This window comes from Moraxella oblonga NBRC 102422, assembly GCF_001598275.1.
Classification (GTDB): domain Bacteria; phylum Pseudomonadota; class Gammaproteobacteria; order Pseudomonadales; family Moraxellaceae; genus Moraxella; species Moraxella oblonga.
Genome location: NZ_BCYQ01000004.1, coordinates 1 through 25,891, shown reverse-complemented (window position 1 = coordinate 25,891; position 25,891 = coordinate 1). Strand labels below are relative to the sequence as shown.

At 41.5% G+C, this 25,891-nt stretch carries 21 protein-coding genes and 1 tRNA gene; 10 read left to right on the top strand and 12 right to left on the bottom strand.

The features are described from left to right. Positions 1 to 360 precede the first annotated feature (360 nt). From MOB01S_RS00915 to MOB01S_RS00905, 3 genes are all read left to right on the top strand, one after another. Positions 361 to 1,647 carry an acetyl-CoA C-acetyltransferase gene (locus MOB01S_RS00915; protein ID WP_066800242.1) on the top strand — a complete coding sequence of 429 codons (1,287 nt, stop codon included), beginning with the start codon at positions 361 to 363 and terminating at the stop codon, positions 1,645 to 1,647. Between the two features lie 12 nt (positions 1,648 to 1,659). Beyond that, positions 1,660 to 2,334, top strand: a complete 675-nt coding sequence (locus MOB01S_RS00910) for an alpha/beta hydrolase (protein WP_066800239.1) — start codon at positions 1,660 to 1,662, stop codon at positions 2,332 to 2,334. Between the two features lie 83 nt (positions 2,335 to 2,417). Next, positions 2,418 to 2,493, top strand: a tRNA-Gly gene (locus MOB01S_RS00905). A 332-nt stretch (positions 2,494 to 2,825) separates the two neighbouring features. On the opposite strand, the gene rpoD is transcribed toward MOB01S_RS00905, so the two are convergent. The 11 genes from rpoD to MOB01S_RS00850 all read right to left on the bottom strand — a co-directional run bounded on the left by rpoD (position 2,826) and on the right by MOB01S_RS00850 (position 16,409). Beyond that, entirely contained in the window at positions 2,826 to 4,679 is a 1,854-nt protein-coding gene (gene rpoD, locus MOB01S_RS00900; protein WP_066800236.1) for an RNA polymerase sigma factor RpoD, read from the bottom strand. A 66-nt stretch (positions 4,680 to 4,745) separates the two neighbouring features. Then, complete coding sequence (locus MOB01S_RS00895; RefSeq protein ID WP_066800233.1) at positions 4,746 to 5,492, bottom strand: CPBP family intramembrane glutamic endopeptidase; 747 nt, start codon at positions 5,490 to 5,492, stop codon at positions 4,746 to 4,748. A gap of 44 nt (positions 5,493 to 5,536) precedes the next feature. Further along, positions 5,537 to 6,688, bottom strand: a complete 1,152-nt coding sequence (locus tag MOB01S_RS00890; RefSeq protein ID WP_066800230.1) for a hypothetical protein — start codon at positions 6,686 to 6,688, stop codon at positions 5,537 to 5,539. A gap of 81 nt (positions 6,689 to 6,769) precedes the next feature. After that, positions 6,770 to 8,608: a phosphoenolpyruvate carboxykinase (GTP) gene (locus tag MOB01S_RS00885; RefSeq protein WP_066800227.1), complete on the bottom strand. Its 1,839-nt coding sequence runs from the start codon at positions 8,606 to 8,608 to the stop codon at positions 6,770 to 6,772. 124 nt (positions 8,609 to 8,732) lie between these two features. Next, positions 8,733 to 9,275 (bottom strand): acyl-CoA thioesterase, encoded by a 543-nt coding sequence (locus tag MOB01S_RS00880; protein ID WP_066800224.1) that lies wholly within the window; start codon positions 9,273 to 9,275, stop codon positions 8,733 to 8,735. Between the two features lie 31 nt (positions 9,276 to 9,306). Continuing rightward, entirely contained in the window at positions 9,307 to 9,729 is a 423-nt protein-coding gene (locus MOB01S_RS00875; protein WP_066800221.1) for a hypothetical protein, read from the bottom strand. A gap of 18 nt (positions 9,730 to 9,747) precedes the next feature. Next, a complete protein-coding gene (locus MOB01S_RS00870) occupies positions 9,748 to 11,595 on the bottom strand; it encodes an ABC transporter ATP-binding protein (protein ID WP_066800218.1) in 1,848 nt (615 codons plus the stop codon). A 610-nt stretch (positions 11,596 to 12,205) separates the two neighbouring features. Continuing rightward, positions 12,206 to 13,837, bottom strand: a complete 1,632-nt coding sequence (locus MOB01S_RS00865; RefSeq protein WP_066800214.1) for an ABC1 kinase family protein — start codon at positions 13,835 to 13,837, stop codon at positions 12,206 to 12,208. A gap of 146 nt (positions 13,838 to 13,983) precedes the next feature. Then, complete coding sequence (gene ubiE, locus MOB01S_RS00860; RefSeq protein WP_066800212.1) at positions 13,984 to 14,865, bottom strand: bifunctional demethylmenaquinone methyltransferase/2-methoxy-6-polyprenyl-1,4-benzoquinol methylase UbiE; 882 nt, start codon at positions 14,863 to 14,865, stop codon at positions 13,984 to 13,986. A gap of 65 nt (positions 14,866 to 14,930) precedes the next feature. Then, positions 14,931 to 15,875, bottom strand: a complete 945-nt coding sequence (locus MOB01S_RS00855; RefSeq protein WP_066800208.1) for a LysR substrate-binding domain-containing protein — start codon at positions 15,873 to 15,875, stop codon at positions 14,931 to 14,933. A gap of 123 nt (positions 15,876 to 15,998) precedes the next feature. After that, on the bottom strand, positions 15,999 to 16,409 hold the full coding sequence (locus tag MOB01S_RS00850) for a type II toxin-antitoxin system HicB family antitoxin (RefSeq protein ID WP_066800205.1): 411 nt from the start codon (positions 16,407 to 16,409) through the stop codon (positions 15,999 to 16,001). 250 nt (positions 16,410 to 16,659) lie between these two features. Here MOB01S_RS00850 and MOB01S_RS00845 point away from each other — a divergent pair, with 250 nt between their 5' ends. The 7 genes from MOB01S_RS00845 to MOB01S_RS00815 all read left to right on the top strand — a co-directional run bounded on the left by MOB01S_RS00845 (position 16,660) and on the right by MOB01S_RS00815 (position 24,776). Beyond that, complete coding sequence (locus MOB01S_RS00845) at positions 16,660 to 18,252, top strand: AmpG family muropeptide MFS transporter (RefSeq protein WP_066800202.1); 1,593 nt, start codon at positions 16,660 to 16,662, stop codon at positions 18,250 to 18,252. Next, positions 18,252 to 19,082, top strand: a complete 831-nt coding sequence (gene prmC, locus MOB01S_RS00840; protein WP_084349558.1) for a peptide chain release factor N(5)-glutamine methyltransferase — start codon at positions 18,252 to 18,254, stop codon at positions 19,080 to 19,082. The genes MOB01S_RS00845 and prmC overlap by 1 nt, the downstream gene beginning before the upstream one ends. After that, on the top strand, positions 19,072 to 19,842 hold the full coding sequence (locus tag MOB01S_RS00835) for a HesA/MoeB/ThiF family protein (RefSeq protein WP_157073854.1): 771 nt from the start codon (positions 19,072 to 19,074) through the stop codon (positions 19,840 to 19,842). Before prmC ends, MOB01S_RS00835 begins: the two co-directional genes overlap by 11 nt. A 74-nt stretch (positions 19,843 to 19,916) precedes the next feature. Continuing rightward, a complete protein-coding gene (locus MOB01S_RS00830; RefSeq protein WP_066800193.1) occupies positions 19,917 to 21,173 on the top strand; it encodes an ABC1 kinase family protein in 1,257 nt (418 codons plus the stop codon). A gap of 145 nt (positions 21,174 to 21,318) precedes the next feature. Further along, the gene (locus MOB01S_RS00825; RefSeq protein ID WP_066800190.1) at positions 21,319 to 22,755 is read left to right on the top strand and encodes an SLC13 family permease; all 1,437 of its coding nucleotides are present in this window, start codon (positions 21,319 to 21,321) and stop codon (positions 22,753 to 22,755) included. A gap of 176 nt (positions 22,756 to 22,931) precedes the next feature. Beyond that, the gene (locus MOB01S_RS00820) at positions 22,932 to 24,104 is read left to right on the top strand and encodes a L,D-transpeptidase family protein (protein ID WP_066800188.1); all 1,173 of its coding nucleotides are present in this window, start codon (positions 22,932 to 22,934) and stop codon (positions 24,102 to 24,104) included. Between the two features lie 93 nt (positions 24,105 to 24,197). Next, the gene (locus MOB01S_RS00815) at positions 24,198 to 24,776 is read left to right on the top strand and encodes a YceI family protein (RefSeq protein WP_066800185.1); all 579 of its coding nucleotides are present in this window, start codon (positions 24,198 to 24,200) and stop codon (positions 24,774 to 24,776) included. Positions 24,777 to 24,967: 191 nt separating this feature from the next. Here the strand turns inward: MOB01S_RS00815 and MOB01S_RS00810 are convergent, their stop codons facing one another. Beyond that, complete coding sequence (locus MOB01S_RS00810) at positions 24,968 to 25,849, bottom strand: LysR family transcriptional regulator (protein ID WP_066800182.1); 882 nt, start codon at positions 25,847 to 25,849, stop codon at positions 24,968 to 24,970. Between the last annotated feature and the right edge of the window lie 42 nt (positions 25,850 to 25,891).

Genomic DNA, 25,891 nt, shown 5'->3' with positions numbered 1-25,891 from the left:
GACTATAAAAAAGTTACCAAAAGGACTTTAAAAATGATACAAAATTGGTAATTGCCCGTAAGAATAAAATTATAATTTGTCCCTAAAACCTTGTTGTTTTATGGTTTAGTGAGTAAAAAAAACCGTTCGTGGAGTAAAGATGAGAAAAGTTAAACCATCGTTGTTTTTTTAAATTCAAAAACCTAGCTTTGGCATACTGTTAGATGATAATCAATTTTTTATAAAATAAACTTATGCTGACATCAAAAATAGGGGATTTGAAAATCCTTTGCCTTTCTCTAAAAATAGTGATAAGCTAGACAATAACCCAAGTAAAATCATTTACTTAAAGAACAATTGTAAACTTATAAGGATACCTTTATGACTCAAATTAGAAAAGTCGCCATCATTGGTGGCAACCGCATTCCTTTTGCACGCTCTAATGGAGCTTATGCAGATGCTAGCAACATTGACATGCTTTCATCAGCGTTGGACGGACTTGTTAAGCGTTTTGACCTAGCCAACAAAGAAATTGGTGAAGTGGTGGCAGGCACGGTGTTAAAGCATAGTCGTGATTTGAATTTGACCCGTGAGGCAACCTTAAATACTGATTTACCACCGTCTGTGCCAACTTATGACATTTCACAGGCGTGTGGTACAGGTTTGCAGTCGGTATTTGCCGTTGCCAACAAAATCGCACTTGGGCATATTGAGAGTGGTATTGCAGGCGGGACAGATACGACATCGGACGCACCGATTGCACTGGGTGAAGGACTGCGTAAACCACTTCTTCGCTTAAACAACGCCAAAACGCCCAAAGATAAATTGACCGCTTTGACTACGATTAATCCTAAGCAGTTGATTGCCCTACCCCAAAATGGTGAGCCACGCACTCGTCTGTCTATGGGTGAACACCAAGCCATCACCGCCCTAGAATGGGAGATTACTCGTGTTGCTCAAGATGAACTGACTTTTAACAGCCATCAAAATCTACATCGTGCTTATGAAAGTGGTTTTTTTGAGGATTTAATAACTCCTTATAAGGGCTTGGAGCGTGATAATAATTTGCGTGCTGATACCACACTTGAAAAGCTTGCCACCTTAAAACCTGTATTTGGTAAAAAGAATGCCAATCCTACCATGACCGCAGGCAACTCTACACCATTGACAGATGGAGCATCGTGTGTGCTATTGGCGAGTGATGATTGGGCGAAAAAGTATGGCTTTGAACCACTGGCATATTTGACTTACCAACAAACTTCGGCGGTGGACTTTATTGGCAAACAAGGATTGACCGAAGGCTTGCTCCTTGCTCCTGCTTATGCTGTGCCAAAAATGCTTGCCAAAGCAGGACTTGGCTTACAAGACTTTGATTTTTATGAAATTCATGAAGCCTTTGCGTCTCAGGTATTAGCCACTTTGTCAGCATGGGAGAGTGAAGAATTTTGTAAAAATCGCTTAGGGTTAGACAAACCGCTTGGGGCGATTGACCGCACCAAACTCAACGTCAATGGTGGTAGCCTTGCCACAGGACACCCATTTTCTGCCACAGGTGGGCGTATTATTGCTAGTGCTGCCAAAATGCTTGCTCAAAAGGGTGGCGGTCGTGCATTGATTAGTATTTGTGCGGCAGGCGGTCAAGGCGTAACTTGTATTTTAGAGCGTTGATTGGGGAATGTGATGAGTAAACTGTTGTCTTGTGAAATTGTTGAGCATAACCCCCTAAACCAACCCATTGATAAAGCCGTGATTTGGCTACATGGGCTTGGGGCGAGTGGCAATGATTTTGTGCCTGTTGTGCCGCATTTGGGATTGCCTGATAATCTGGCGGTGCGGTTTGTGTTTCCACACGCTCCGTCCATTCCTGTTACGATTAATGGTGGTTATGTCATGCCAGCGTGGTATGACATTTTGGAGCGGTCAATTGACCGTAAGGTAGATGTTGAGCAGATTGCCTTGTCTGGTGATAAAATTGCTAAACTTGTTGATGAGCAAATCCGCCAAGGCGTACCTAGCCAAAATATCATCATTGCTGGCTTTTCACAGGGCGGGGCGGTGGCATATCACCATGCCTTAACAAGTAAAAAGCCACTTGCAGGCTTGTTGGCGTTGTCCACTTACTTCGCTACTGCCGAGCAAGTTACTAGTGTGTCAGATAAAGCATTGCCTGTCCTTATCCATCATGGTGAGTATGATGATACTGTGCCAGAGATTTTGGGGGTACGTGCCAAAACCGCTTTGCTAGAACGTGGTATGGAGCCTAAATACCATAACTACGCCATGGCACATCAGGTGTGTATGGAGCAAATTAAGGATATTGGTGTGTGGATGACAGAAATTTTTGCCAAAAAATAAAATTTTTAAAATTTTTTGCAAAAAATGCTTGACGCATGGCAAAAATAGCGTATAATACGCACTCATAAAGCAAACACTAACAAGCGGGAATAGCTCAGTTGGTAGAGCACAACCTTGCCAAGGTTGGGGTCGCGAGTTCGAATCTCGTTTCCCGCTCCAAATTTTAAAAACCCCCAAATTTTTTAATTTGGGGGTTTTCTACATCCTAAACAATAAACTTAACAACTGATTGATAACAGTTTATACTTATCAATTATGGTTTATACATGTATTCTATGTTTAATCCACATCAAAATCATACAAAAGCCGTTCGCCCAAGCCAAGCCAAAGGGTAGGGTGGTTTTTCGTTATGATTCGTAAGCTCACCATGAACAAAAAACCTTTGTTGGTTTTTGAATAGAATTTACCATAATTTATTAAAAAACGGCATTATCATTGGATAATGCCGTTTTCTTTTATGTTTCAAAACCTTTGTTGAGATTTGTGGAATATCAATCACTTTCCAAAAATGACCGTAAATGCTCTGAACGAGATGGGTGGCGAAGTTTACGTAGAGCTTTTGCTTCAATTTGACGAATACGCTCACGGGTTACATCAAATTCTTTGCCAACTTCTTCAAGTGTGTGGTCGCTTGCCATGTCAATACCAAAACGCATTTTTAGTACTTTTGCTTCACGCTCGGTTAGGTTGTCTAAAACTTCACGAGTTGCCTCACGCAAGCCTTCGGCGGTAGCACTTTCCACAGGGCTAGAAATGGTGCTATCTTCAATAAAATCGCCCAAATGACTGTCTTCATCATCACCGATGGGTGTTTCCATTGAGATGGGTTCTTTGGCAATTTTTAGGACTTTACGGACTTTGGCTTCATCCATGTCTAAACGTTCGCCCAGTTCTTCTGGTGTGGGTTCACGCCCCATTTCTTGTAACAATTGGCGACTGACACGGTTGATTTTGTTGATTGTCTCAATCATGTGTACAGGGATACGAATCGTACGAGCTTGGTCAGCGATAGAGCGGGTGATGGCTTGGCGAATCCACCACGTGGCATAAGTGGAGAACTTATAACCACGACGGTATTCAAATTTATCCACCGCTTTCATCAAACCGATATTGCCCTCTTGGATAAGGTCAAGAAACTGTAAGCCACGATTGGTGTATTTTTTGGCGATACTAATCACCAAACGTAAGTTGGCTTCTACCATGTCTTTTTTGGCGCGACGAGCTTTGGCTTCACCGATTGCCATCTGACGAGCTACCGCTTTCATATCACGAATTTCCATTTTGAGATTTTGTTCGTGAGTTAGGATTTTTTGTTGCAGAGCCACCACGTCTGGTAGGATTTTTTCTAAGGTTTGGGCGAAAGCAGGCTTGCCCTCAATGCGGTGAGAGAGCCATTCGGTATTGGTTTCGTTACTAGGGAACGTTTTTTTAAATTCTTCCAAAGGCATTTTACCACGTCTGACCACCAACCGCATGATTTGGCGTTCGGTTGCTCGTACATCATCATAGACTTCACGCATGAGTGTCATGATTTGGTCAGACAGACGATTGTTGAGTTTGATAAGCATAAAGCGAGAAGCTAGCTCATCAGCGGTATCTTTGGTTTTTTGGTGAGTACGACCGTATTTATCAACGGCTTTTTGATGTTTTAAAAATAACTCTTGGATTTCTTCAAAACGTACTCGCACTTCTTCGGGGTCAAGACTGCTATCATCAACATCGCCGTCCATAGACGTACTGTCGTCGCTATCATCGTCATCAAGATCATCGTTGGTGGGATTGCTTGGGCTTGTTTTTAGGTCTAACTCAGTCTCTTCTTTGAGCTCAAAGTCTCCATCATCAGTGGACAAAAAGCCTGTGATGATGTCGGAGATTTTCTTTTCACCTGTTGCCACTTGTGCATATTCTTCTAGGACAAATTTGACCGTACCGGGCCAATACGCCATGATGTGTTGGACTTCACGAGTGCCTTCCTCGATACGTTTGGCGATACTAATCTCACCATCTCGGGATAACAGATCTACCGTACCCATCTCACGCATATACATACGCACAGGGTCAGTAGTGCGACCAGGTTCGGTTTCTACACTGGCGAGTACCGCCACTGCTTCGTCTACTGCCATGTCATCGTCGCTACCAGAATCGGCAAGTAAAATATCGTCTTCGTCAGGTGCGGTTTCATAGATGGGAATACCCACGTCTGTCAGCATGGCGATGATGTCTTCTACTTGGTCGCTATCAGTAACAGAATCTGGTATTTGGTCGTTAATTTCAGCATAGGTGAGATAACCTTGCTCTTTGCCAAGTTGAATGAGTGCGGGTAGGGAAGTGTGGTGTTCGCTCATGAAATCTCGCTTGTGGTCATTTGGACGTGTATTATACAAAATGGTGGCACGTTTGTAAATTTCAAATCAAAAATACAAATAATTTATCATGGCGATGGCGTTATTGGTGATGTGCAAGAGGATTGCCAATAATAATCCGTATTTTATCCGCACATACCCAAATAATAGTGCCAAACAAAAAATAATCATCATGCCAAACCAGTCATATTGCAAATGCACATAAGTAAACAAAATACTGCTGATGAATAATCCTGCCCATTGATGATGACTGAATGTTTTTAGGGTTGTACCTTGATTGGGTGCGATGTAAGCAATTGTACCATACATCATACCACGAAACAAAACTTCTTCATAAATAGGTGAAATAATAACAATGGCAGTCGTTAGCCAAAACTGATTGTTTGTATTAATAAGATTATCTAAAAATGACAGGTGATTTTTGTTTAGTAAACTGGTTAAGATTTCACTAATTAAGAGCATGATGGTTAATAAAAATAACCCATAAAATAACTGACGTATAGAAAATAACCGAATGGCAAAAAATTGTTTGGTGATGTGATGGTTTTTGGTGTAAAAGTAGATAATTAATGGTGAAATGATGATGAAAAATAACGCTGTAAAAAATATTGAATAAGCAACCACAAAGCCGTTTTGTGATGATAATTGGATAAGCTGTGGCAAATCATCAGTATCATAAAAAAACAATCCTACCACCGATAAAGTGATGAGTTGTACAATATTTAATAAAACAAAATATAATACACAAATACCAAATGCAAAGTAGGGGCTAAATATAGGTTTTTTTGATGACATGATTGTCCTGCTCCAAATTTAATATATAAAATACAAACAACACTCTATTGATTTGGAGTGGGTAAGGTATTTTTATCAATCGGTTCATAGGGAAATGATGAACAAAAATAATTTATCGTTTCACCTTTTTTGTCATAGAGTTGAACATTAAATCTCCATAAATGTTCTCTTGGTTTATTTTTCTGCCATTTGGCATATTCATCAGACCAATGAAATTCTTGTGCATAAATACGATAGGCAACAACATCTTTTAATGCATATCCATCTTTTAGATAAAATTCTTCGCTAGAATACTTTTCCAATTTTGAAAAAGGTTGTTGTGAGTTTATCAAATAAACACTAATGCGATTTGTATCACGACAATACCCATGATAACTTTCCTCTTTATGTTGTACCAAAATGGCATTAAATTTTTGTCCACAAATAGCCCTAGTTTCATTTTGGTTGAGTGGGTTAAATCTAATAATGTGATTACCTTGCTGTGTTTTCCATTCAAAAGTATGATTTTTAAGCGTCTTACAAACTTGATTGCCAGAAAAAGTTGGTAGATTATTCACGTCAATTTGATTGGTGCTTGCTGATGGAGTGGTATTTAATTGCTGTTCAGGAAAAGCATATTGGGGTAATTTTATTTGTAGTGATTTTAATGTCGCTAAATGTTCTTGAACGTTATTTGGAAAAAGGTGGGTAGAGCCACGTTCACTATGCAAACTAAATCCTGAAATATCCAATCGAGTTAGGTCATGAATATTTTGTTGATAAATTATATTGTCTTGACTTTTTAATTGAATATTCCATTCTCCATAAGAATAAACATTTTCAGGTTTTGGTTGTTCAACAGACCTTTCTTCGTACACATAACCTGCTGGTGCGGTTTTATCTAAATAATAATCCGTATTTAAATAATCATCGGCGATTTCTTCGGAATAACGCACCCACAATCCTTGTTTATCTGCAATATAAATATAAGGCAAATTAATAATTTTTGGAAATGAAGTTTTTGATTCTGGCGACCAATAGAGCGGTTTTTTGGCAAGATTGTCAGGAAATGAATTTAGGGTTAATAAGGATAATTTATCTTCCAATGGTTGATTGGTAATTTCACAAGACAAATCATCATTACAGTTTTTTGAGCAGGCACTTGATAATAAAATAAACGCTATGATGAAATAAAAATGATAAAATTTGTGGTTCATTTGTATAAATTTACTTGTGATTTATTTAAATAAAAACCGACATAATTTCTTATATCGGTTTTTTTTATTCTCTTAAAAAAATTACATCTCTGCTTTGATTTTTTCTAGCAACACTTTTTGTTTCTCAATCAAAGCCTGTGGCATACGCTCGCCGAGTCTGTCAAACAGTTCTTTGTGGCTAGCAATTTCAGCTTCCCACTCGGCTTTGTCTTGGTAAGTTACCAATTCAAAGTCTTCTTTGCTAAAATCAGATGCTGTCCAGTTTAAATCTTCGTAGGTAGGCACAAGTCCGATAGGGGTTTCTACTGCATTGGCGGTGCCTTCACAGCGATTGATGATCCATTCTAGCACACGCATATTTTGCCCAAAGCCTGGCCAAACGAAGTTGCCATCTTTATCACGTCTAAACCAGTTGACGTTAAAAATTTTGGGTAGGCTGTTACCATGTTCGTTTGCGATTTTGCCGACTTTTTCACCCATTTCTAGCCAATGAGTAAAATAATCTGCCATGTTGTAGCCTGCAAAGGGAAGCATGGCGAATGGGTCACGGCGGACAACGCCTTGCTGACCAACTGCGGCGGCGGTGGTCTCACTACCCATGGTTGATGCCTTGTACACGCCATCTAGCCAGTCAGTAGCTTCGCTGATGAGTGGTACGGTATCGGCACGGCGACCACCAAAGATGAAAGCAGAGATTGGTACGCCCGCCGGATTTTCCCAATCTGGGTCAATTGATGGGCATTGACTGGCTGATACAGTAAAACGAGCATTGGGGTGCGAGGCTTTTTCGCTACCATCACATTTTTGGCGTTTCCAGTTGATGAGGTTGGCTGGAACTTCTTTGGTTTTGCCTTCCCACCATACTTCGCCATCTTCGGTAACGGCAACGTTGGTATAAATCACATCATGAGAAAGTGATGCCATGCAGTTGGAGTTGGTTTTGGTGTTTGTACCAGGGGCAACACCAAAAAAGCCTGCTTCTGGGTTGATGGCATAGAGCTTGCCATCTTTTGATGGTTTAATCCAAGCAATGTCATCGCCTACTGTCTCAACTTTCCAGCCTTCATAGCCTGCTGGTGGAATGAGCATGGCGAAGTTGGTTTTGCCACAGGCAGATGGGAAAGCGGCGGCGACATAGTGCTTTTTACCTTGTGGGTTGGTTACGCCTAAAATAAGCATGTGTTCAGCAAGCCAACCTTGCTCACGACCCATGACAGAAGCGATGCGTAGGGCTAGGCATTTTTTGCCCAGTAGGGCGTTGCCACCATAACCTGAGCCGTATGACCAGATTTCACGAGTTTCTGGGTAATGCACGATGTATTTTTCGTCATTGCATGGCCATGCTACGTCTTTTTCACCATCTGCCAATGGTTTGCCAACGGAGTGTACACAGGGTACAAATTCACCGTCCGCACCCAAAATCTCATACACCGCTTTGCCCATACGAGCCATTTTACGCATACTTGCAACCACATAAGGGCTGTCGGTAATCTCAATACCAATATGGGCGATATGACTGCCCAAAGGACCCATAGAAAAAGGTACGACATACATGGTGCGACCTGCCATACAGCCATCAAATTTGTCGTTCAAAGTGGCACGCATTTTGGTGGGGTCTTGCCAGTTGTTGGTTTTGCCAGCATCAATTTCTTTTTCACAGCAGATAAAAGTGCGGTCCTCAACACGAGCCACATCTGATGGGTCAGAAAATGCTAGGTAAGAATCTGGGTGTTTTTCTTGGTTTAGCTTAATCATTGTGCCGTTATCAATCATGAGCTGGATAAGACGGTCATATTCTTCTTGTGAGCCATCACACCACTCAATGCGAGCAGGTTTGGTGAGTTTGGCAATGTCGGCAACCCAGTCAATGATGGTTTGGTGTTTGACAAAATCAGGCGTGTTTAGGGCGATTGTGGTCATAAGCACTCTCAAATTTTAAAAAATTAGTGTATTAAAACACATTTTGACATAAATTGTAATATATATAATATATAAAAATATATGTATTTTTGTAATTTATGATAAATATTCTTGATGAGATGGATTAGTGGGGGTAGGGGCGTAATTTGTCCGCCTCAATCCACGCCTGCACCCATTCATCGGGAGGTAGGTTGACATCATGATAACCGATAGAATCTAGAACGACTTGACTATCAATGGTTTTACCTGTTTTGATGTTGGTAACGGCAGTACGTAGCAAAGCATGACAAGTACATACATCTTTGACCCACATGGTTTGCTCAATATAAAACCAGCGACCTTCAATGGCACAAATGCGAGTTTTGATGGTAACTTTATCAAAGGCACGAATGCGTTTACGGTACTGAATGGTACTGCCTGCCACCACCAATCCCCAGCGTTTTTTGATGAGTTGTTTGCCAAGCCCTGTGCGTATTGCAAAATCAAACCGCCCCAAATCAAACAACGTAAAAATACGACCGTTGTTCATTTCTAAAAAGTTGTCAATATCATTGATGTTGGCGATAAAATGAAATTCACTTGTGTCGGTGAAGTTTAATTTTTCGCCATTTTTAAAAGCAAGTGAGCTTTTGGTTAGGGTTTTGGCAAGTCGTAAAAAGGGGTACATGGTTTTTTTTCCTTTACAATCAGGTTTTTAATCATTGGCAATAATGGTCATGTTTTCTCCAAGAAATGGCGATTTTTAATTGTTTATCTTGATACATATTAAAAGCCATATTACCATTACAAGAAGCGTGAATGATATTTTCTTCATGTGGTAACGCAATGTCTTTCCAACCAAGATTTTTGGCGTTATTTTTGATGATTTCAATATCATTCATGCTAAAATTGTCATAATAATAAATGACGTATATACCAGTAGGTCGGTTGATTTCTGATTTGTCTGGCGTGTGAGTGATATTTTTGGTGATTTTTTCCATGTAATGTTTTTGTGATTTAAACATCTCATGTTTGTATGCTAATCCATATTCGGTTTTTTCATATTTATGCGGATTAAACATAAAATAAATGATGAATAGAAAAAATACGGATACAGGAAATAATATATTGACATTATTCATAGCAATCACCACCAACAATTATCCGTCTATTTCCCCCAAAAATCCGCCAGATTGTCTTGCCCACAGGTTGGCATAAATGCCCCCTTGTGCGATGAGTTCGTCATGACTGCCCATTTCAATGATTTGACCTTTGTCCATGACGACAAGTTTGTCAAGGCTTGCAATGGTGGATAGGCGGTGGGCGATGGCAATGACGGTTTTGCCTGTCATCATATCATCTAGACTTTGGGTGATGGCGTGTTCTACTTCACTGTCAAGGGCAGAAGTTGCTTCGTCTAGGAGTAAAATGGGGGCATTTTTTAACATGACCCGAGCAATGGCGATACGCTGACGCTGACCACCTGAGAGTTTGACGCCTCGTTCACCGACTTGTACATCAAGTCCTGTATTGCCATGTTTGTCTTCTAGGGTTTGGATAAATTCCCATGCATGAGCTTTTTTACATGCCTCAATGATTTCCTCGTCTGTGGCGTTTGGTTTACCATAAGCGACATTTTCTCGTACGGTGCGATGTAGTAGAGAGGTGTCTTGAGTTACCATGCCAATCTGGGTGCGTAGGGAGTTTTGGGTTATGGTGCTGATGTCTTGTCCATCTATCGTGATTTGACCGCCATCAACATCATAAAATCTCAGTAGCAGATTGACAAGGCTTGATTTGCCAGCACCGCTTCTCCCCACCAACCCTATCTTTTGACCTGCTTTGATGTGTAGATTAAAATCATCAAACAACGCCAATTTGTCATCACCACGTCCATAATTAAATCGCACATGGTCAAAACAAATATCACCTGCATGAACCACAAGCTCACCTGCATCATCTTTATCAACCACAGCATGAGGTGTGGTGAGTGTTTTTATGCCGTCTTGGACAGTGCCAATATGCTCAAACAAACCTGCTGTTTCCCACATGATCCACTGAATCATGCCTTTTAGACGCAGGGCGATACCACTTGCAATGGCGATTCCGCCAACGGTAACTTGCCCTATACTCCACAGATACACGCCAATTGCGGTACTACCAACAATCATCAACAGCGATAATGTTTCGGTGGTCGTACCCAGTAGTGACACCCACCGCATTTGGGCGTGGACGGTATCCATAAACTCGCCCATGGCTGATTTGGCGTAGGTGAGTTCACGCTGTGAATGGCTAAATAGCTTGACGGCACTGATGTTGGCATAAGCGTCCGTAACTCGCCCTGTCATCAAGGCACGAGCATCGGCTTGGTCGCTTGCGGTCTGACGCAGGCGTGGCAAAAATACTTTCATAATCACCACTACACACAAAAGCCAACCCAAAAACGGCAAAAATAACCAAAAATCAAGCCCCAACAAAATCACGCCACTGGTAATCAGATATGCCGACACAAACGACATCATCTCTGCCATGGTCATGATGGTATCACGTACCGATAGGGCAGTCTGCATGACTTTGGCAGAGACACGCCCTGAAAATTCATCTTGGTAAAATTGTAGGGATTGCCCCAACATATGTTTATGAAACCACCACCGCAGTCGCATGGGTAGCACGCCTTGTAAGGTCTGAAAACGCACCAAATTGCCAAAAAATTCCCCAAAAATTGACAGTACACAAAGCCCCAAAATCAGCGTAATGGTTGCTCCTTTTTCTTGCCATAGTGTGTCAGGTGTATAGATAGTTAGCCAATCCACCACATCGCCTACCCATGCAAATAGCATGGAGCTAAACACACCAAGCAGTACCGAAAGCGTGATGCGTATAAAAATCCAAGCTCTCGCTCCTTCGGTACACGCCCACAAAAAGGCAAATAAACCATTTTTGGTGGCGGGCAGGGGTGTATTGGGATAGGTGTCTAGGCGGTTTTCAAAATAGCTAAATAAAGACATGATATAGTTATAAGAATTAAAATAATGACAGAGTATTTTAGCAAGATTTCCAAGATAAAGCTAAGATAAAACGGTAAAATTTGGTAAATTTGGCATAGGTTTTGGTAATTTATTTAACATAATCTTTTTAATTTTTAAAACTGACTCAATTTAAGTAAGGGTAGTGAATGTTAAAGCCAAAGCATACTAAAATGACCAGATTGTAATTTGCCACCAGTTCTTAGTTTTATAACAATTTAACTTTATACCAAAACCATCTTAAAAGTACTACAAATTTATTTTTGGCGGTAGGGGGTAAATTGCAATTCACCCCCCTGCAATCTGTTGTATATTTTAAGTTCGTTTGGTATAAAAACCAATAAAACTGTTCGTCCCAAACCCAGTCAAAGGATAAAATGGTTTTTTGTTTTTGGTAAGTTTGTCAAACCATAATGGAAAACCTAATGTGGTGTATTTTGAGTTTTATACACACGATATTTGATTTGTAAAATCACCCTAAATTTTAATTTATACCCAGCCTAACTTGTAACACCATCTTGGTAGTTGCCTGACAAGTGAGTTGCAGATGTTTTTGACAGTTTGCGTTTGTATGCAAGATGAGAGGTATAGCTTAAACCAATACACGCCAAAGTATCACCCCCATTGCCATAAGATGAAACATCACCCCCACCCACCAAATCGGCACGGTCAAACCAATGGCAACAAGCCCAAAAAATCCCCCCAACGCTATCCAGTCGTGGCGTTTTTGGTTTAAAAAATCGGCTCTTAGGGCTTGGATTTCTCTAAGTTGTTTGTCTTGTCGCATGCCTAGCATGGCAAGCGATTGAATGCTTTGGGTGGTAAGTTTGGGCAAATCGGTGGCGGACAAGAGATGTTCTGGCAATTGATCATAAAAATCGTCCAGATGACGCATGGGATTTAGTTGGGATTTGACCCAATCGGTCAAAATCGGCTTGGCAAGCGACCAGATGTCTAAGGCTGGATATAGCTCACGACCCAATCCCTCTACATGAACGAGTGTTTTAAGCAGTAGCATAAGCTGTGGTGGTATGCTCATCTGATGACGGCGAGCGATGTTTAGCACCTCAAACAAAATCCCTGCAAAATCAAGTTCACTCATGGGTTTTGATACCATAGGGCTCACGGTGCGAGCCATGTCGGCAATGAGGGCGTGTTTATCGGTGGACGGTGGTATCCAGCCTGCATGACTGATGATATCCACAAGCGTGGTGTAGTTGCCATTCATGACCGACAGGAGCATACGAGCGACGATGAGCTGGTCGTTGGGGGCAAGCTGACCCATAATCGCACAGTCTAGCCCCAAATAACGAGGGCTTGCCACCGCTTGACCATTGGGTAGGGTCTCCACAAAGATGTTGCCCGGGTGCATGTCAGCATGAAAAAAGTTATCTCTAAATACTTGGGTAAAAAATATCGTCAAACCATTTTTGGCAAGGGTGGCACGGTCATAACCTAATGCGTCAAATTTATCCGTCTGTGAAATCGGCATACCAAAAATCCGCTCTGATACCATGACAGATTTGCTCGCCATATAGACTTCTGGTACATAGATGAGTGATGAACCTGTGAAATTATCTCTCATGCGAGTGGCATTATTTGCTTCTAATGTCAAATCTAGCTCATTAAGCATGATTTGGCGGTAATCTTCCACGATGTTGATGAGGTGAATGGCTCTGGCACTCTCCATGCGAGCCGACAGATGGCTTGCCAATTCTCTTAGTAGCTCAAAATCCTTGATGATAACAGGTTTGATATCAGGGCGGACGACTTTAACGACCACTTCACGACCATCAGGCAGGCAGGCGGTATGCACTTGGGCGATGCTGGCGGCGGCGAGCGGTTTGTCATCAAAACGGCTAAATAAATTGCCAACGGATTGACCCAGTCCTGTTTTTGGGTTTTCAATTTCAGCTTTTAGTACCGTTGTATCAAAAGGAGCAACTTTATCTTGTAATAAAGACAACTGAGAGATGATGTCAGGTGGAAGCAAATCCGAGCGAGTAGAGAGTAGTTGCCCAAGTTTTAAAAACAACGTCCCCATTTCCTCAAAGGCAAGTTTGACCCCAAGTGGATTGTGTGATTTGCCAAGACTGGCTGGGTGCAAGCGAATGAGCCGTACCAAAGGGGCAAATTCTGGTATATCTGATAGGTGCGTATCTAGGCGGTATTTGGCACAAATGCGGTATAGGTCAAATAGGCGTTTTTTGTAGGAAATGAGCATGGTTTTGGTAAAATGGATTTAAGGTTGTTGAGCTTGGTGTGGGGGCGAATGATGATTCGCCCATCATTTTGACCACTTTTTAACACAAAAAATAGGGCGTGTATTTTTAGATTGATGTGTTAAAAAATGGAATATGCAAACATACGTTAGCGTTTTTTAAATCCACGATGTACCGCCACAATACCCCCTGTTAAGTTGTGATAATCGCAGTTGATAAATCCTGCTTGCTCCATCATGGCTTTTAGGGTGGTCTGGTCGGGGTGCATACGAATACTTTCTGCCAAATATTGGTAACTGTCAGCGTCATTTGCTACAATCTTTCCCATAAGGGGCAGGGCGGTAAAAGAATATAAATCATAGGCTTTTGATAATGGTTCAAACACAGGTTTGCTAAATTCTAGTACAAGTAATCTCCCACCCGGTTTTAGTACACGGTACATGGCTTCTAGAGCTTTTTGTTTGTCGGTAACGTTACGCAGTCCAAAGCTGATGGTAACTAGGTCAAATGAGTTATCATCAAAGGGTGTGAGCGTTTCGGCATTGGCAAGCACAAAATCCACATTGTTGCACCCTGCATTGATAAGGCGAGTGCGACCGACTTCTAGCATCGCTTCGTTGATGTCGGAGAGTATCACACGTCCTGACTTACCAACTTCACGGCTAAACACTTTTGCCAAATCACCTGTACCCCCTGCGATGTCTAGCACGTGCTGTCCTCTGTGTACGCCACTCATTTTAATGGCAAAACGTTTCCAAAGGCGGTGTATGCCAAAGCTCATCAAGTCGTTCATGATGTCATATTTGGTGGCAACGGAGGTAAAGACTTGGGCAACTTTGGCTTGTTTGTCATGAGCATTCACGGTTTGGTAGCCAAAATGAGTGGTTTCGCCCACATTTTCAGAATAACGGTTTTGAGTATCTGTGGCTTGTTCGGTGTGGGCAGGGTTGGGGTTTTGCATGGCGGATTGCCCTTGGGGTGTGCCAGTGGGTAGGATATTTGGGTTGGTAAAATCGTGGTCGGTAGTCATGATATATCCAAAAAATAAAAAACACGCTTATTATACGACAAATAAGCGTGTTTTGGAAAAATAAGTTATTTTTTATCAAACTGATTTTGGCACAGTTTGATAAACTCCTGCCCAAATTTACGAATATCACTATCATCACGCACCGCAATCCAGCTTGTGAATCGCCCAAAATGGGTGATGGGAATCGCAACCAAATCAGGATAGTGCTTAGGTTCGTATGCCATTTCAGCGATGATGCCCACCCCAAGCCCTGCTGAGACATAGGTACTTATCACGTCTGAATCTAGGGCGGAGAGTACCACATCAGGGTTAAAACCTGCCTTACCAAAGGTTTTGTCTATCGCACTTCTGCCCGTAAATCCGCCATGATAAGTAACAATCGGATAGCTGGCTAAGGTTGGCAAATCCACGCCGTCTACCACGCCTGCAAATTTGGCAAGCTCATGCTCTTTGGGAACGATGACTACGTGCCACCAGTCGTAGTAGCGATGGCAACGCAGGACGTTGTTGTTGAGTAGGCTTTCGGTGGCGATACCAATGTCCGCCTGACCTCTGATGACCATTTTGGCGATACTTTCGGGGTCGGCTTGGGAAAGTACCAGATTAACTTTGCTAAACTTTTCACGAAATGTCTTGACAATGGTGGGCAACACATAGCGGGCTTGGGTGTGCGTGGTGGCAACGATGAGTGTGCCTTCTTGGGCATTGTTAAAATCAAGACTTATATTTTCAATGGTGCGAATCTCTGCAAAAATCGCCTCAATGTGTGGCAAGAGTGCTTTACCAATGGGGGTTAACCCCGTTAGGCGTTTGCCTTGACGAGTAAACACGTCCGCTTTAAGCTGATTTTCAAGAGCAGATATTTGTTTGGAGAGGCTAGACTGACTGGTGTGTAGCAACTCGGCAGCCTGAGAAAGGTTGTAGCCATTGACGACTGTGTGCCAAACGGTTTCTAGTTGTTTGAGTTGGATTTGTAGGTGTTTTTGGTTAATGATAACGTCAATCGCCATACATTTTGCCTTTTGGGGTGAAATGAATGTGGGTATTATAAAAGTGTCTCCAAAAAAACAAAATGCCAAATATTCATCAAGTAATGCCAAATTGGAATATAGGACAGATGATGACAGCTCATGTCAAGGATTGGGAGTGATGTGTTCTAAAATGAGTTGAATGATGAATTGTTCAAGTTCTATTTGGGAGGCTTTGTCTTTGCCAAGATGTTGCAGGATTTTTTGGTGTAGCGTGTGGGGAATCTGAACGCTGATAGGCGGTGTTTCACTTTTGAAGTTTTGGGCATCAATACGCACAATCGCCCAAGTACACCCTGCATAAATAGGGTTTGCAACGTGCGTGCTGATGGTGTGGGGATTTGGAATGGATTGGTTGTCATTGATGAGTTGTTGGAGGTGCTCGGCGATGGCGTCACGGGCTTTGGCTATCGTATCAATGATGCTATCACCCATAATCTCAACATGAGGCAAATCAGGCACTTGGGCATGAAAATACTGACCTTGCTGGCTGATTGCGATGGGGTAGGATATCATGATGGTAAACCTTGCTGATGATACGACAAATGTTCTTTTATTATAACATATATTTTACAGAATGGTATTGGGAAACATTATATGTTTATAATATTATTTACAATATGGTAATAATTTAGCAATAAATAAATCACTTTTTCATCAAAATAACAATAAGTCTGATTTATTTTGATAAAATGGGCTTCTACCCCCTTTTTATCTGTGTGATTTTGTTCTAAAATGACGGATTGTTTTATTTTCATTTGCCATTATGACTACATCCAATTCCGCTTTTCGTACCTTTGCCATCACATATTTTAATCGCCAAGCTCTCTCTTTGTTATTTTTGGGCTTTTCAGCAGGCGTGCCAATTGTGTTGCTTTTGAGTAGTTTGGGGCTGTGGCTTCGTGAGGCGGGCATTGAGCGTTCAACGGTTACGATGTTTGGCTATGCGGGGCTTGGTTATTCTTTTAAATTCATTTGGTCGCCTTTGGCAGATTCGCTCCCTTTACCTATCCTCACCAAATGGCTAGGACAACGCCGAGCATGGCTACTGTTTAGTCAGATTTTGATGATAATGGCTATCATCATCATGGCGATGACCAACCCACAAGGCGAAAATTTGGCAATTATGGCAATGGGGGCGGTGCTTTTGGGTTTTTCGGCTGCCACCCAAGACATTGCTATTGATGCTTATCGCATTGAGTCTGCTCCAAGCGATATGCAGACGGCATTATCTGCCACTTATGTGGCAGGTTATCGTATTGGTATGATTGTGTCTGGGGCGGGGGCATTGTATTTGGCGGACTTTTTTGGTTCAACCAAAGAAATGTATAGTTATTTGGCATGGCAAAAAACTTATCTCATCATGGCTTGTATCATGGGTGTGGCGGTAGCAACCACGTTAGTGATTAAAGAACCCAAATTTTACACCAAAAAAGAACTTCGCCCCACGTCTGATTATTTGCGACTGCTTTTGGTATTTATTTGTGCCATCATTAGTTTTATTGCTACTTATCGCTTTTTGGGTGGGGTACTGCCCAAAGTTGATGATGTGCTAGCGAGTTTTATGATAGGTTCGGCTCGTTTTTTATCAAGTGGTGTGGTGGCATTTGGTGCTGGTTTTATGCTGGTGCAGTTTGGGGTGGTGGATAAAAAAGTGGCTCACGAAATGTGGATACGACCTTTGACTGATTTTTTTGAACGCTATGGCAAAAAGGCTCTCATGCTCCTTGCTCTTATTGGCTTGTATCGCATATCGGATATCGTGGTGGGTAATATTTCCAACATCTTTTATCAAGATTTGGGGTTTAGTAAATCCCAAATTGCCACCGCCGTCAAAACTTTTGGTGTGATTGCTGCTATTGGTGGGGGTTTTTTTGGAGGGACGATTGCCCAAAAAATTGGTGTAATGAAAGCCATGTTTGTAGGAGCATTATTGGCTTGTGCTACCAATTTATTATTCATCATGCTCTTTTATACGCCAACAGGTGTTTTGTTGGTGGATAAAATCGTCTCATTGCCATTATTAGGAGAGAGATTGTTCCACGTTGAGTTAAAAGACGTGTCTTTATATGTGGCGGTGCTGACAGATAATATGGCATCAGGATTGGCAAGTGCGGTATTTGTTGCCTTTTTATCCGCATTAACTTCCATTCGTTTTACAGCGGTTCAATATGCTCTATTTTCATCGCTCATGACCTTATCACCCAAGATACTGGGTGGATATTCTGGGGCGATTGTTGATAAAATTGGTTATCCGAAATTTTTTATGATTACTTTTATTATTGGCTTACCGATTTTGTACTTGATTTATATGGTGCATAAAAAAATACCTCTACAATTGCCAGATGATAAAAAATGATGACTATTAAACAATTAAAATTATATTTTAGGAAAATTGCCAATGATAAATTACCCCATCATTGGCTAGAAAGTTTGTTGTTATTTATTTTAAATAAGGATAAAATATTTCTAATTACTCATGAAGAATACACACTAACTGATGATGAATATCAAAAGCTACAAAATGGTATTGCCAAAATGCAACAGAGTGTACCACTGGCTTATATTATTGGTACTCAGCATTTTTTTGGACATGAATTTGTAGTTAATGAACACACTCTCATTCCACGCCCTGATACAGAAATATTGGTGGAATCAGTATTGAATTTTATTGATGATAAAAAATTATCAAAAGGTGAGATATTGGATTTGGGGACAGGTTCAGGTTGTATTGCCATTAGCCTTGCCAAAGCCCTTGCCAATTGGCAAGTGGTAGGTGTGGATAATTCGTTGGAGGCTTTAAATATTGCTTGTTTAAATGCACAAAACTTACAAGTAAAAAATTGTCAATTTATGAAATCCAATTGGTTTTTATCACTAACAAATAAATACCAAATCATCGTCTCAAACCCTCCTTATATTGATAAACAAGATAAACATTTAGCCGATTTGACCCATGAACCCATGACAGCATTGGTGGCAGATAATGAAGGGCTTTCGGACATCATTCATATTGTCAATCATGCTCCTAACTATCTATATAATAAAGGATTACTCGTGGTGGAACATGGCTACAATCAAGGACAAGCAGTGCAGGCAATTTTTAAAATGGCAGGATTTACTGACATATGCACCATCAAGGATTATGGGGTGAATGATAGAATCACCTTAGGGATTTATGATGAATAAATATGATGAATTAACCGACAGCGAATTATTGCGATATGCTCGCCAAATCTTATTGGACGATTGGGATATTACCGCACAGCTTAATCTTAAAAATGCCAGTATTGCCATCATTGGCGTGGGTGGATTGGGTTGCCCTGTGGCACAGATTTTGGCACGAGCGGGGGTAGGATACATTCATTTGATTGACCATGATGTGATTGATGAAAGTAATTTGCAAAGGCAAGTTTTATTTACTCATCATGATGTTGGTAAGTACAAATCTCAAACCGCCAAACATATCTTAGAAAATACCAACTCTTTTATTAAAATTTATGCCACCATACAAAAAATCACTCATGATAATATTGCTGATGTGATTGACAAGGTAAATTTGGTTATAGATTGTACCGATAACTTTGCCATTCGTGATGTGATTAATCAGTACTGTGTTGACAATCATTTGCCATTATTATCCAATTCTGCCATTGGTGAGATTGGGCAGATTGCTTTGTTTGAGCCTGATACTGGTTGTTATCAATGCGTATTTGGTGATGAACGTGGCGATGAAAATAATTGCACTAATACAGGGGTTTTAGCCAGTACAGTAAATATCATTGGCTCAATGACTGCCCAAATTGCTTTGGATTTTTTGGGGCGACATCATAATCCCATCAAACATCAATTATTGATATGGCAGGGCAAAACATTAACCCTAAAAAAATTGCAATTTCATCAAAGTAAAGATTGTCCTGTTTGTTATCAAAAACAACCATCAAGTTAAGCGTGTATTTCACCATGTGTGTTTACAGCTTTGATAAAAATCACTAAATTAGCATTAAATCATTACAAATCATTATGAAAAAATCCCCCCTACAATTTGCCAAAAAAACCGTCAATACAAGTCTGAACATCGCAGGTCGTCTCCAAAAAACTGCCAGCGTAGCAGGATTGTCCGCCCTACGCATTGCCAAAGGTGAAAAGCCTGATGCCCATCTATTAAAAGAGACGTTCATGCAGTTGGGAGTAACGTACATTAAGTTGGGGCAATTTATTGCAAGTACACCGTCATTATTTCCAAAAGACTATGTCAATGCTTTTGCTGAATGTTTGGACAAGACACCACCTTTGCCTTTTGAGATGATTTTGGGAGTGTTACAAGATGAGCTGGGCGATACCGATGATATTTTCTCGCACATTGACCCCACACCTCTTGCTTCGGCGAGCATTGCCCAAGTTCATAAAGCGGTACTAAAAGATGGACGAGTGGTGGCGTTAAAGGTGCAAAAACCCAATGTGGGAACAATCATTCAGACGGATTTGGGGGTGTTATATGGGACTTTTTGGACATTGGAAAAACTCATGCCGTCCATGAAAGCAGTCAATCTTGCCCCCATCATGGCAGAAATAAAAGAACGAATGTATGCTGAAACTGACTTTGTGGCAGAAAGTGCTAACATCGAGCATTTTCATCGTTTTTTAGAACAAACTGGCAACCAAAAAATCACCGCCCCCACCGTCCATCACAACCTATCCACCAAAAAAGTGTTGGTTATGGATTTTTTGCAAGGCAAATCTTTGATTGATGTTGATTTTAATGATATGACAGCTCAGAGGGTGATGAATGATGTGCTAGATACGTGGTTTTTGTCCGTTGTCATGACAGGTAAATTTCACGCCGATTTGCACGCAGGTAATGTGATGTGGCTTGATGATGGCAAGGTTGCTTTTTTGGATTTTGGATTGGTGGGAAATATTGACCCAAAAAGTCTACAATCATGCTTTTATCTGGTGCAAGCCTTGCAAGCAGGAGACTATCAGGGTATGGCACAGGCGATGGCAGGGATTGGTATGACGCATGTCAAAGTGGATACTAAGTGTTTGGCAAGTGATTTACAAACACTACTAAGTAACCAACGCCATGATACCGACAATCTCAATGCTTTTATGCTTGAACTTGGTGATATTGGTAAACGCCACGGTATTCATTTTCCCAAAGATTTTGCTCTTTTAACCAAACAAATGCTCTATTTTGACCGTTTTATGGTGGCATTAGCCCCCGACATGGATTTGTTTGGTGGTGAGCGTATGAAAGTGGTGCAGGCGTTGCAATGATGGATAAAATATTTGTTTTCAGCCTAATATTTTTCTGTTATTATAATGTTGTGTAATTTTGTGTATAGAATGTGCCAAGTGTCGTCAAATACGATTGGAAAGTGTTTGGTGATGGCGTGTTCTATACTTTTTTTGAGGATTTTTTATGAGTGAGCATATTACTCCTAAGGATATGTCGCTTGAAACCGATTATAAGGGTGATAGCGATGTTTTGCCGCCATCAGGGAATTTTCCCAAAGGCACGGGCAAGGGTTTGATTATTTTGGCGATTTCTGCCATTGTTTCTTTGATACTTTACAATACTTTGCCCTTTGGCAATGATGCCAATAAGGGCTTGGCACTTTTGGCATTTGTTGGCACTTTGTGGCTAACCGAAGCCATTCATATTACCGCAACTGCCCTGCTTGTGCCGATTTTGGCGGTGTTGATTGGCATTCCTGAATTTGATACCACAAAGGCACTGGCAACTTTTGCTGACCCCATTATTTTTGTCTTTTTTGGTGGCTTTGCACTGGCAGCAACTTTGCACACTCAAAAACTTGACCGCAAAATCGCCTTTGGCTTGGTAAGTCTTGCCAAAGGGCATTTGGGCGTGGCAATTACGCTAATTTTTATTGCCACGGCTGGCTTGTCAATGTGGATTAGCAATACCGCCACCGCAGCGATGATGTTACCGCTGGCTTTGGGGCTTTTGACCCAAATAGATAGCACAAAAGATAGAAATACCTTTGTGTTTGTACTGCTTGGCATTGCTTATTCGGCATCTATTGGCGGACTTGGGGCGGTCGTTGGCTCGCCTCCCAATGGCATTGCCGCCAAAGCGCTTGGCTTGTCGTTTTTGGATTGGATGAAATTTGGCTTGCCAATGATGCTTGTGCTACTACCTGCTTGCTTGTTTGCAATGTATTTCTTTTTAAAACCCAATTTAAAACAAAAAGTTGAGATGGTCAAAGAAGACATTCCTTGGACAACGCCCAGAGTCTTAGCCAGTTTGGTTTTTGTGCTAACGGCTGTTTGCTGGATTTTTGGTAAGCCGTTGGGCGAAGCCTTTGGCTTTAAATCACCTGATACGGTGATTGCGATTTTGGCGGCGGTGGCGGTTTTGGCATTGGGGCTTGTCAATTGGAAACAGGTGTCGGACAATACCGATTGGGGCGTGCTGATGTTATTTGGCGGTGGTATTGCTCTATCTAAGGTAATGGAAAGCTCTGGTGCGTCCAAAGTTTTGGGCGAAGGCTTGGCAAGTATGCTCTCAACTGCCCCAACCTTACTGCTTTTGTTGGCAATTGCAACCTTTATCATCTTTTTGACCGAATTTACTTCCAATACCGCCTCGGCTGCCTTGCTAATTCCCTTATTTATGCCGATTGGTGAACAATTGGGCTTGCCAAAGGAAGTTTTGGTAATGATTATTGGTATTGGGGCGTCTTGTGCCTTTATGCTTCCTGTTGCCACCCCACCAAACGCCATTGTGATGGGAACAGGCTATATCAAGCAACAAGAAATGATGAAGGTTGGCTTTATTTTAAACATCGTTTCTATTGCCATTGTAACGGCTTGGGCGTATTTTTTCTTAGTTTAAACAAGTTTGTGCAACAACACTCCGTCATGGGGTGTTGTTTTTTATTTGCTTATCTCTATGATTGTTGTATGGAGTGTGATAGAATAACTAATTTAGCAAGTTGTTTTTGCAAGCGATTGGGCAAGCATGACGATATAATAACTTCAAATAAATAAATTGTACACCGAGAAAAAATCATGAACGTGGCACATTATTATGGATTGGCGGGATTATTAATTGGATTGGTGGTTGGCTTGTCTTGGAACTTTGGTACAAGACAATCATCAGCTATTGCAACAGAAGAATTGCCCGTGGTTTTGACAGAGGTATCTGTGAATGATAATAATGCACAAACAGTGCCGTCTTTGCCCCAACCTGCACAAGCCACATCGCCAGTACCACCACCGACATCAACGCCGACATCGCCTACCACTGAGTTTGGTGTCAGCCATCGTTTTAGTGGCATGGATTTGGTTGATGCACGATTGGCAATGGCGTTTGATGAGATTATATACAACACACAAGATTTGGACGATTTTGCCAAAAGTGTCAATAGTGCGGTTTGGCGTGGTCCAGAAGATAACCACAATCCAGCCGTCATCATGCGGATTCAGGCACTCCTAAACTGGCACCATCACAGCGTGGGTGCTGTAGATGGTAAAATGACACTCAACACCATTAAGGCAATGCACGTATTTCAACAGTTGCATGACCTGCCCACCAGTAATGAGATGAATGCTCAAACATGGGCAAAACTCACCGCCAACCAAGCACTCATGCGTCAGCCAGTACTTGTGCGTTATCAGATTGTTGATCAAGATTTTATTAAGGTGAACAGTAAAGGACGTAGCACCTACAAAAATGGTAGTGAAGCAATTGGTGAGCGGTTTCATATGTCGTTGGATTTGCTCAAACAACTCAACAAAGGCGTGGTCATTACTGCGGGCAATACCATCACGGTTTATAATCCCTATGAACCCAACAAAACTCCCATTCATCGTGTGGTGGTAAAACGCGATCAAAATATCCTGTATGCTTATGATGAAAACAACCGCCTAACCGCTACCTATCCCACCACAGTCAATCTAGCACGTACACCACAGGGTACATATCAAGTAACCAGTCGTGTGCTTGACCCTGTCTATAACAAAGATTTTAGCAACAAAAAAACCGCCATATCGGCAGGTCCAAACAATCCAGTAGGGCGTGTGTGGATTGGTATTGATAAACCCACTTTTGGCATACATGGCAGTCCCGAACCTGAAAAAATCAGCCAACAATCTTCTGCAGGCTGTGTACGTCTTACCAACTGGGACGCTTTGGGTCTGTTTGCCACCATTGAAAATGGAGCAACGGTTGTATTTGATTAACTGCTAGTAAAAGATACTTTTCTTAATGCTTACTTGTTTTTGTTGAGGTAAGTTGTTAAGATATACGCCTTATATTTTTATTTGGATTTTTTTATGAAACGTTTATTATCATCGCTGGCGGTTGCGTCTTTGCTTGTATCTGGTGTGGCTTATGCAGACAATTATAAAATTGACCCATTTCACACCAATGCACGTTTTGCCATTGACCATTTTAACACCAGTACCAATGTTGGTGGTTTTTATGGTTTGACAGGCGACATGACCTATACCGCAGGTGGACAAGGTAAACTGGACATCACCATTCCTGTGGATAAGCTCCAAACAGGTTCAGCAGAATTTACAGGTCATCTCAAATCAGCCGATTTGTTTAATGCTGAGCAACACCCAACCATGCGTTTTGAATCCACCAAATTTAATTATACAGGCAAAGGCAAAACCCGCAAATTGACTTCTGTTGATGGCAACCTAACTTTGCTTGGCAAAACCAATCCTGTGCGTTTGTATGCCAAAAAATTCAATTGCTACCAAAGTCCCATGTTAAATGCCCAAGTGTGTGGCGGTGATTTTAGCACCACGATTGACCGCACCAAATGGGGCATGAACTATTTGGTGGACGTGGGTATGACCAAAAATGTTCGCTTGGATATTCAGGTAGAAGCGGTCAAACAATAACTTTTATACACCCATAAATATACCAACCGAACCTAAAAACTGGTACAAAAACCGTTCACCCCAAGCTATGCCTGCGGGTGAGTTTCCGTTATGGTTTGACAAGCTCACCACGAACAAAAACCATAACAATTTTGAAGTTCGGTTAGCATACAAAAAGCCACTTATCAAAGTGGCTTTTTGCGTTTGTGTGATTAAATCGCTTGGGCGGTGGTGAAATATTCTTTTAGAATATCAATACAACGCACCACTTTGGCAGGCGGGTTTTTGGTGTTGGTTTGGGCGGTCAAAAATAGATTGGGCAAATGATAATCCGTCAAAACAGGTACAAGCAAACCTGCACGAATGGCATCTTGTGCTTCCAATTCATTGCTTCTTACCAAACCATAACCAGCAATCGCCAATTCCAATGATAATTGGGAATGGTCCGAAGAAATGTTAGAATTGACCTTAATGTTCTCTGTTTTGTCATCTTTGGTAACGCCCAAAATGTCCGTGCTACCACAAGTGATGAAATTGTGTTGTAGTACATCGTCCAATGTATCCACCGTGCGACCATTTAGGTATTTTGGTGAAGCAAGCACCATTTGTTTGACTTCGGTCAAGACGGTGTTTTCTGGGCTTGGTTGTGGTGTTAAAACCACCGCCAAATCCACTCGGTCATCAATCATATCAACCTTACAACTTAGTGCAATAAAATGTACAGACAATTCTTCATGCTCGTCAAACCAACCAGACAAAGCAGGCAAAAGATATTTATGAGCGATTTGCGGTAAGGTGGCAATCCTAAGCAGCCCTGACACATCATGCCTTAACTGACTTACTTTGTTGCGACCTTCTTCGGCAGAATGAATGATTTGTTGGGCGGATTTGTATAGGCTTTCCCCAGCTTCTGTTAGGCTAAATTTGCGTGTGGAACGTTGTAGCAGAACCACGCCCAAATCTTGCTCCAATGAGCGGATTTGCTGGCTAACGGCACTGGTGGTGATGCCCAATTCTTTACCTGCCCCACTAAATGAGCCATGCTGAACAACGCTCGCAAAAACCGCCATACCACGTAATTTATCCAATAGCATATTTTACCTTTTTTTTGATTGTGTGTTACCCCCCCCCCCCCC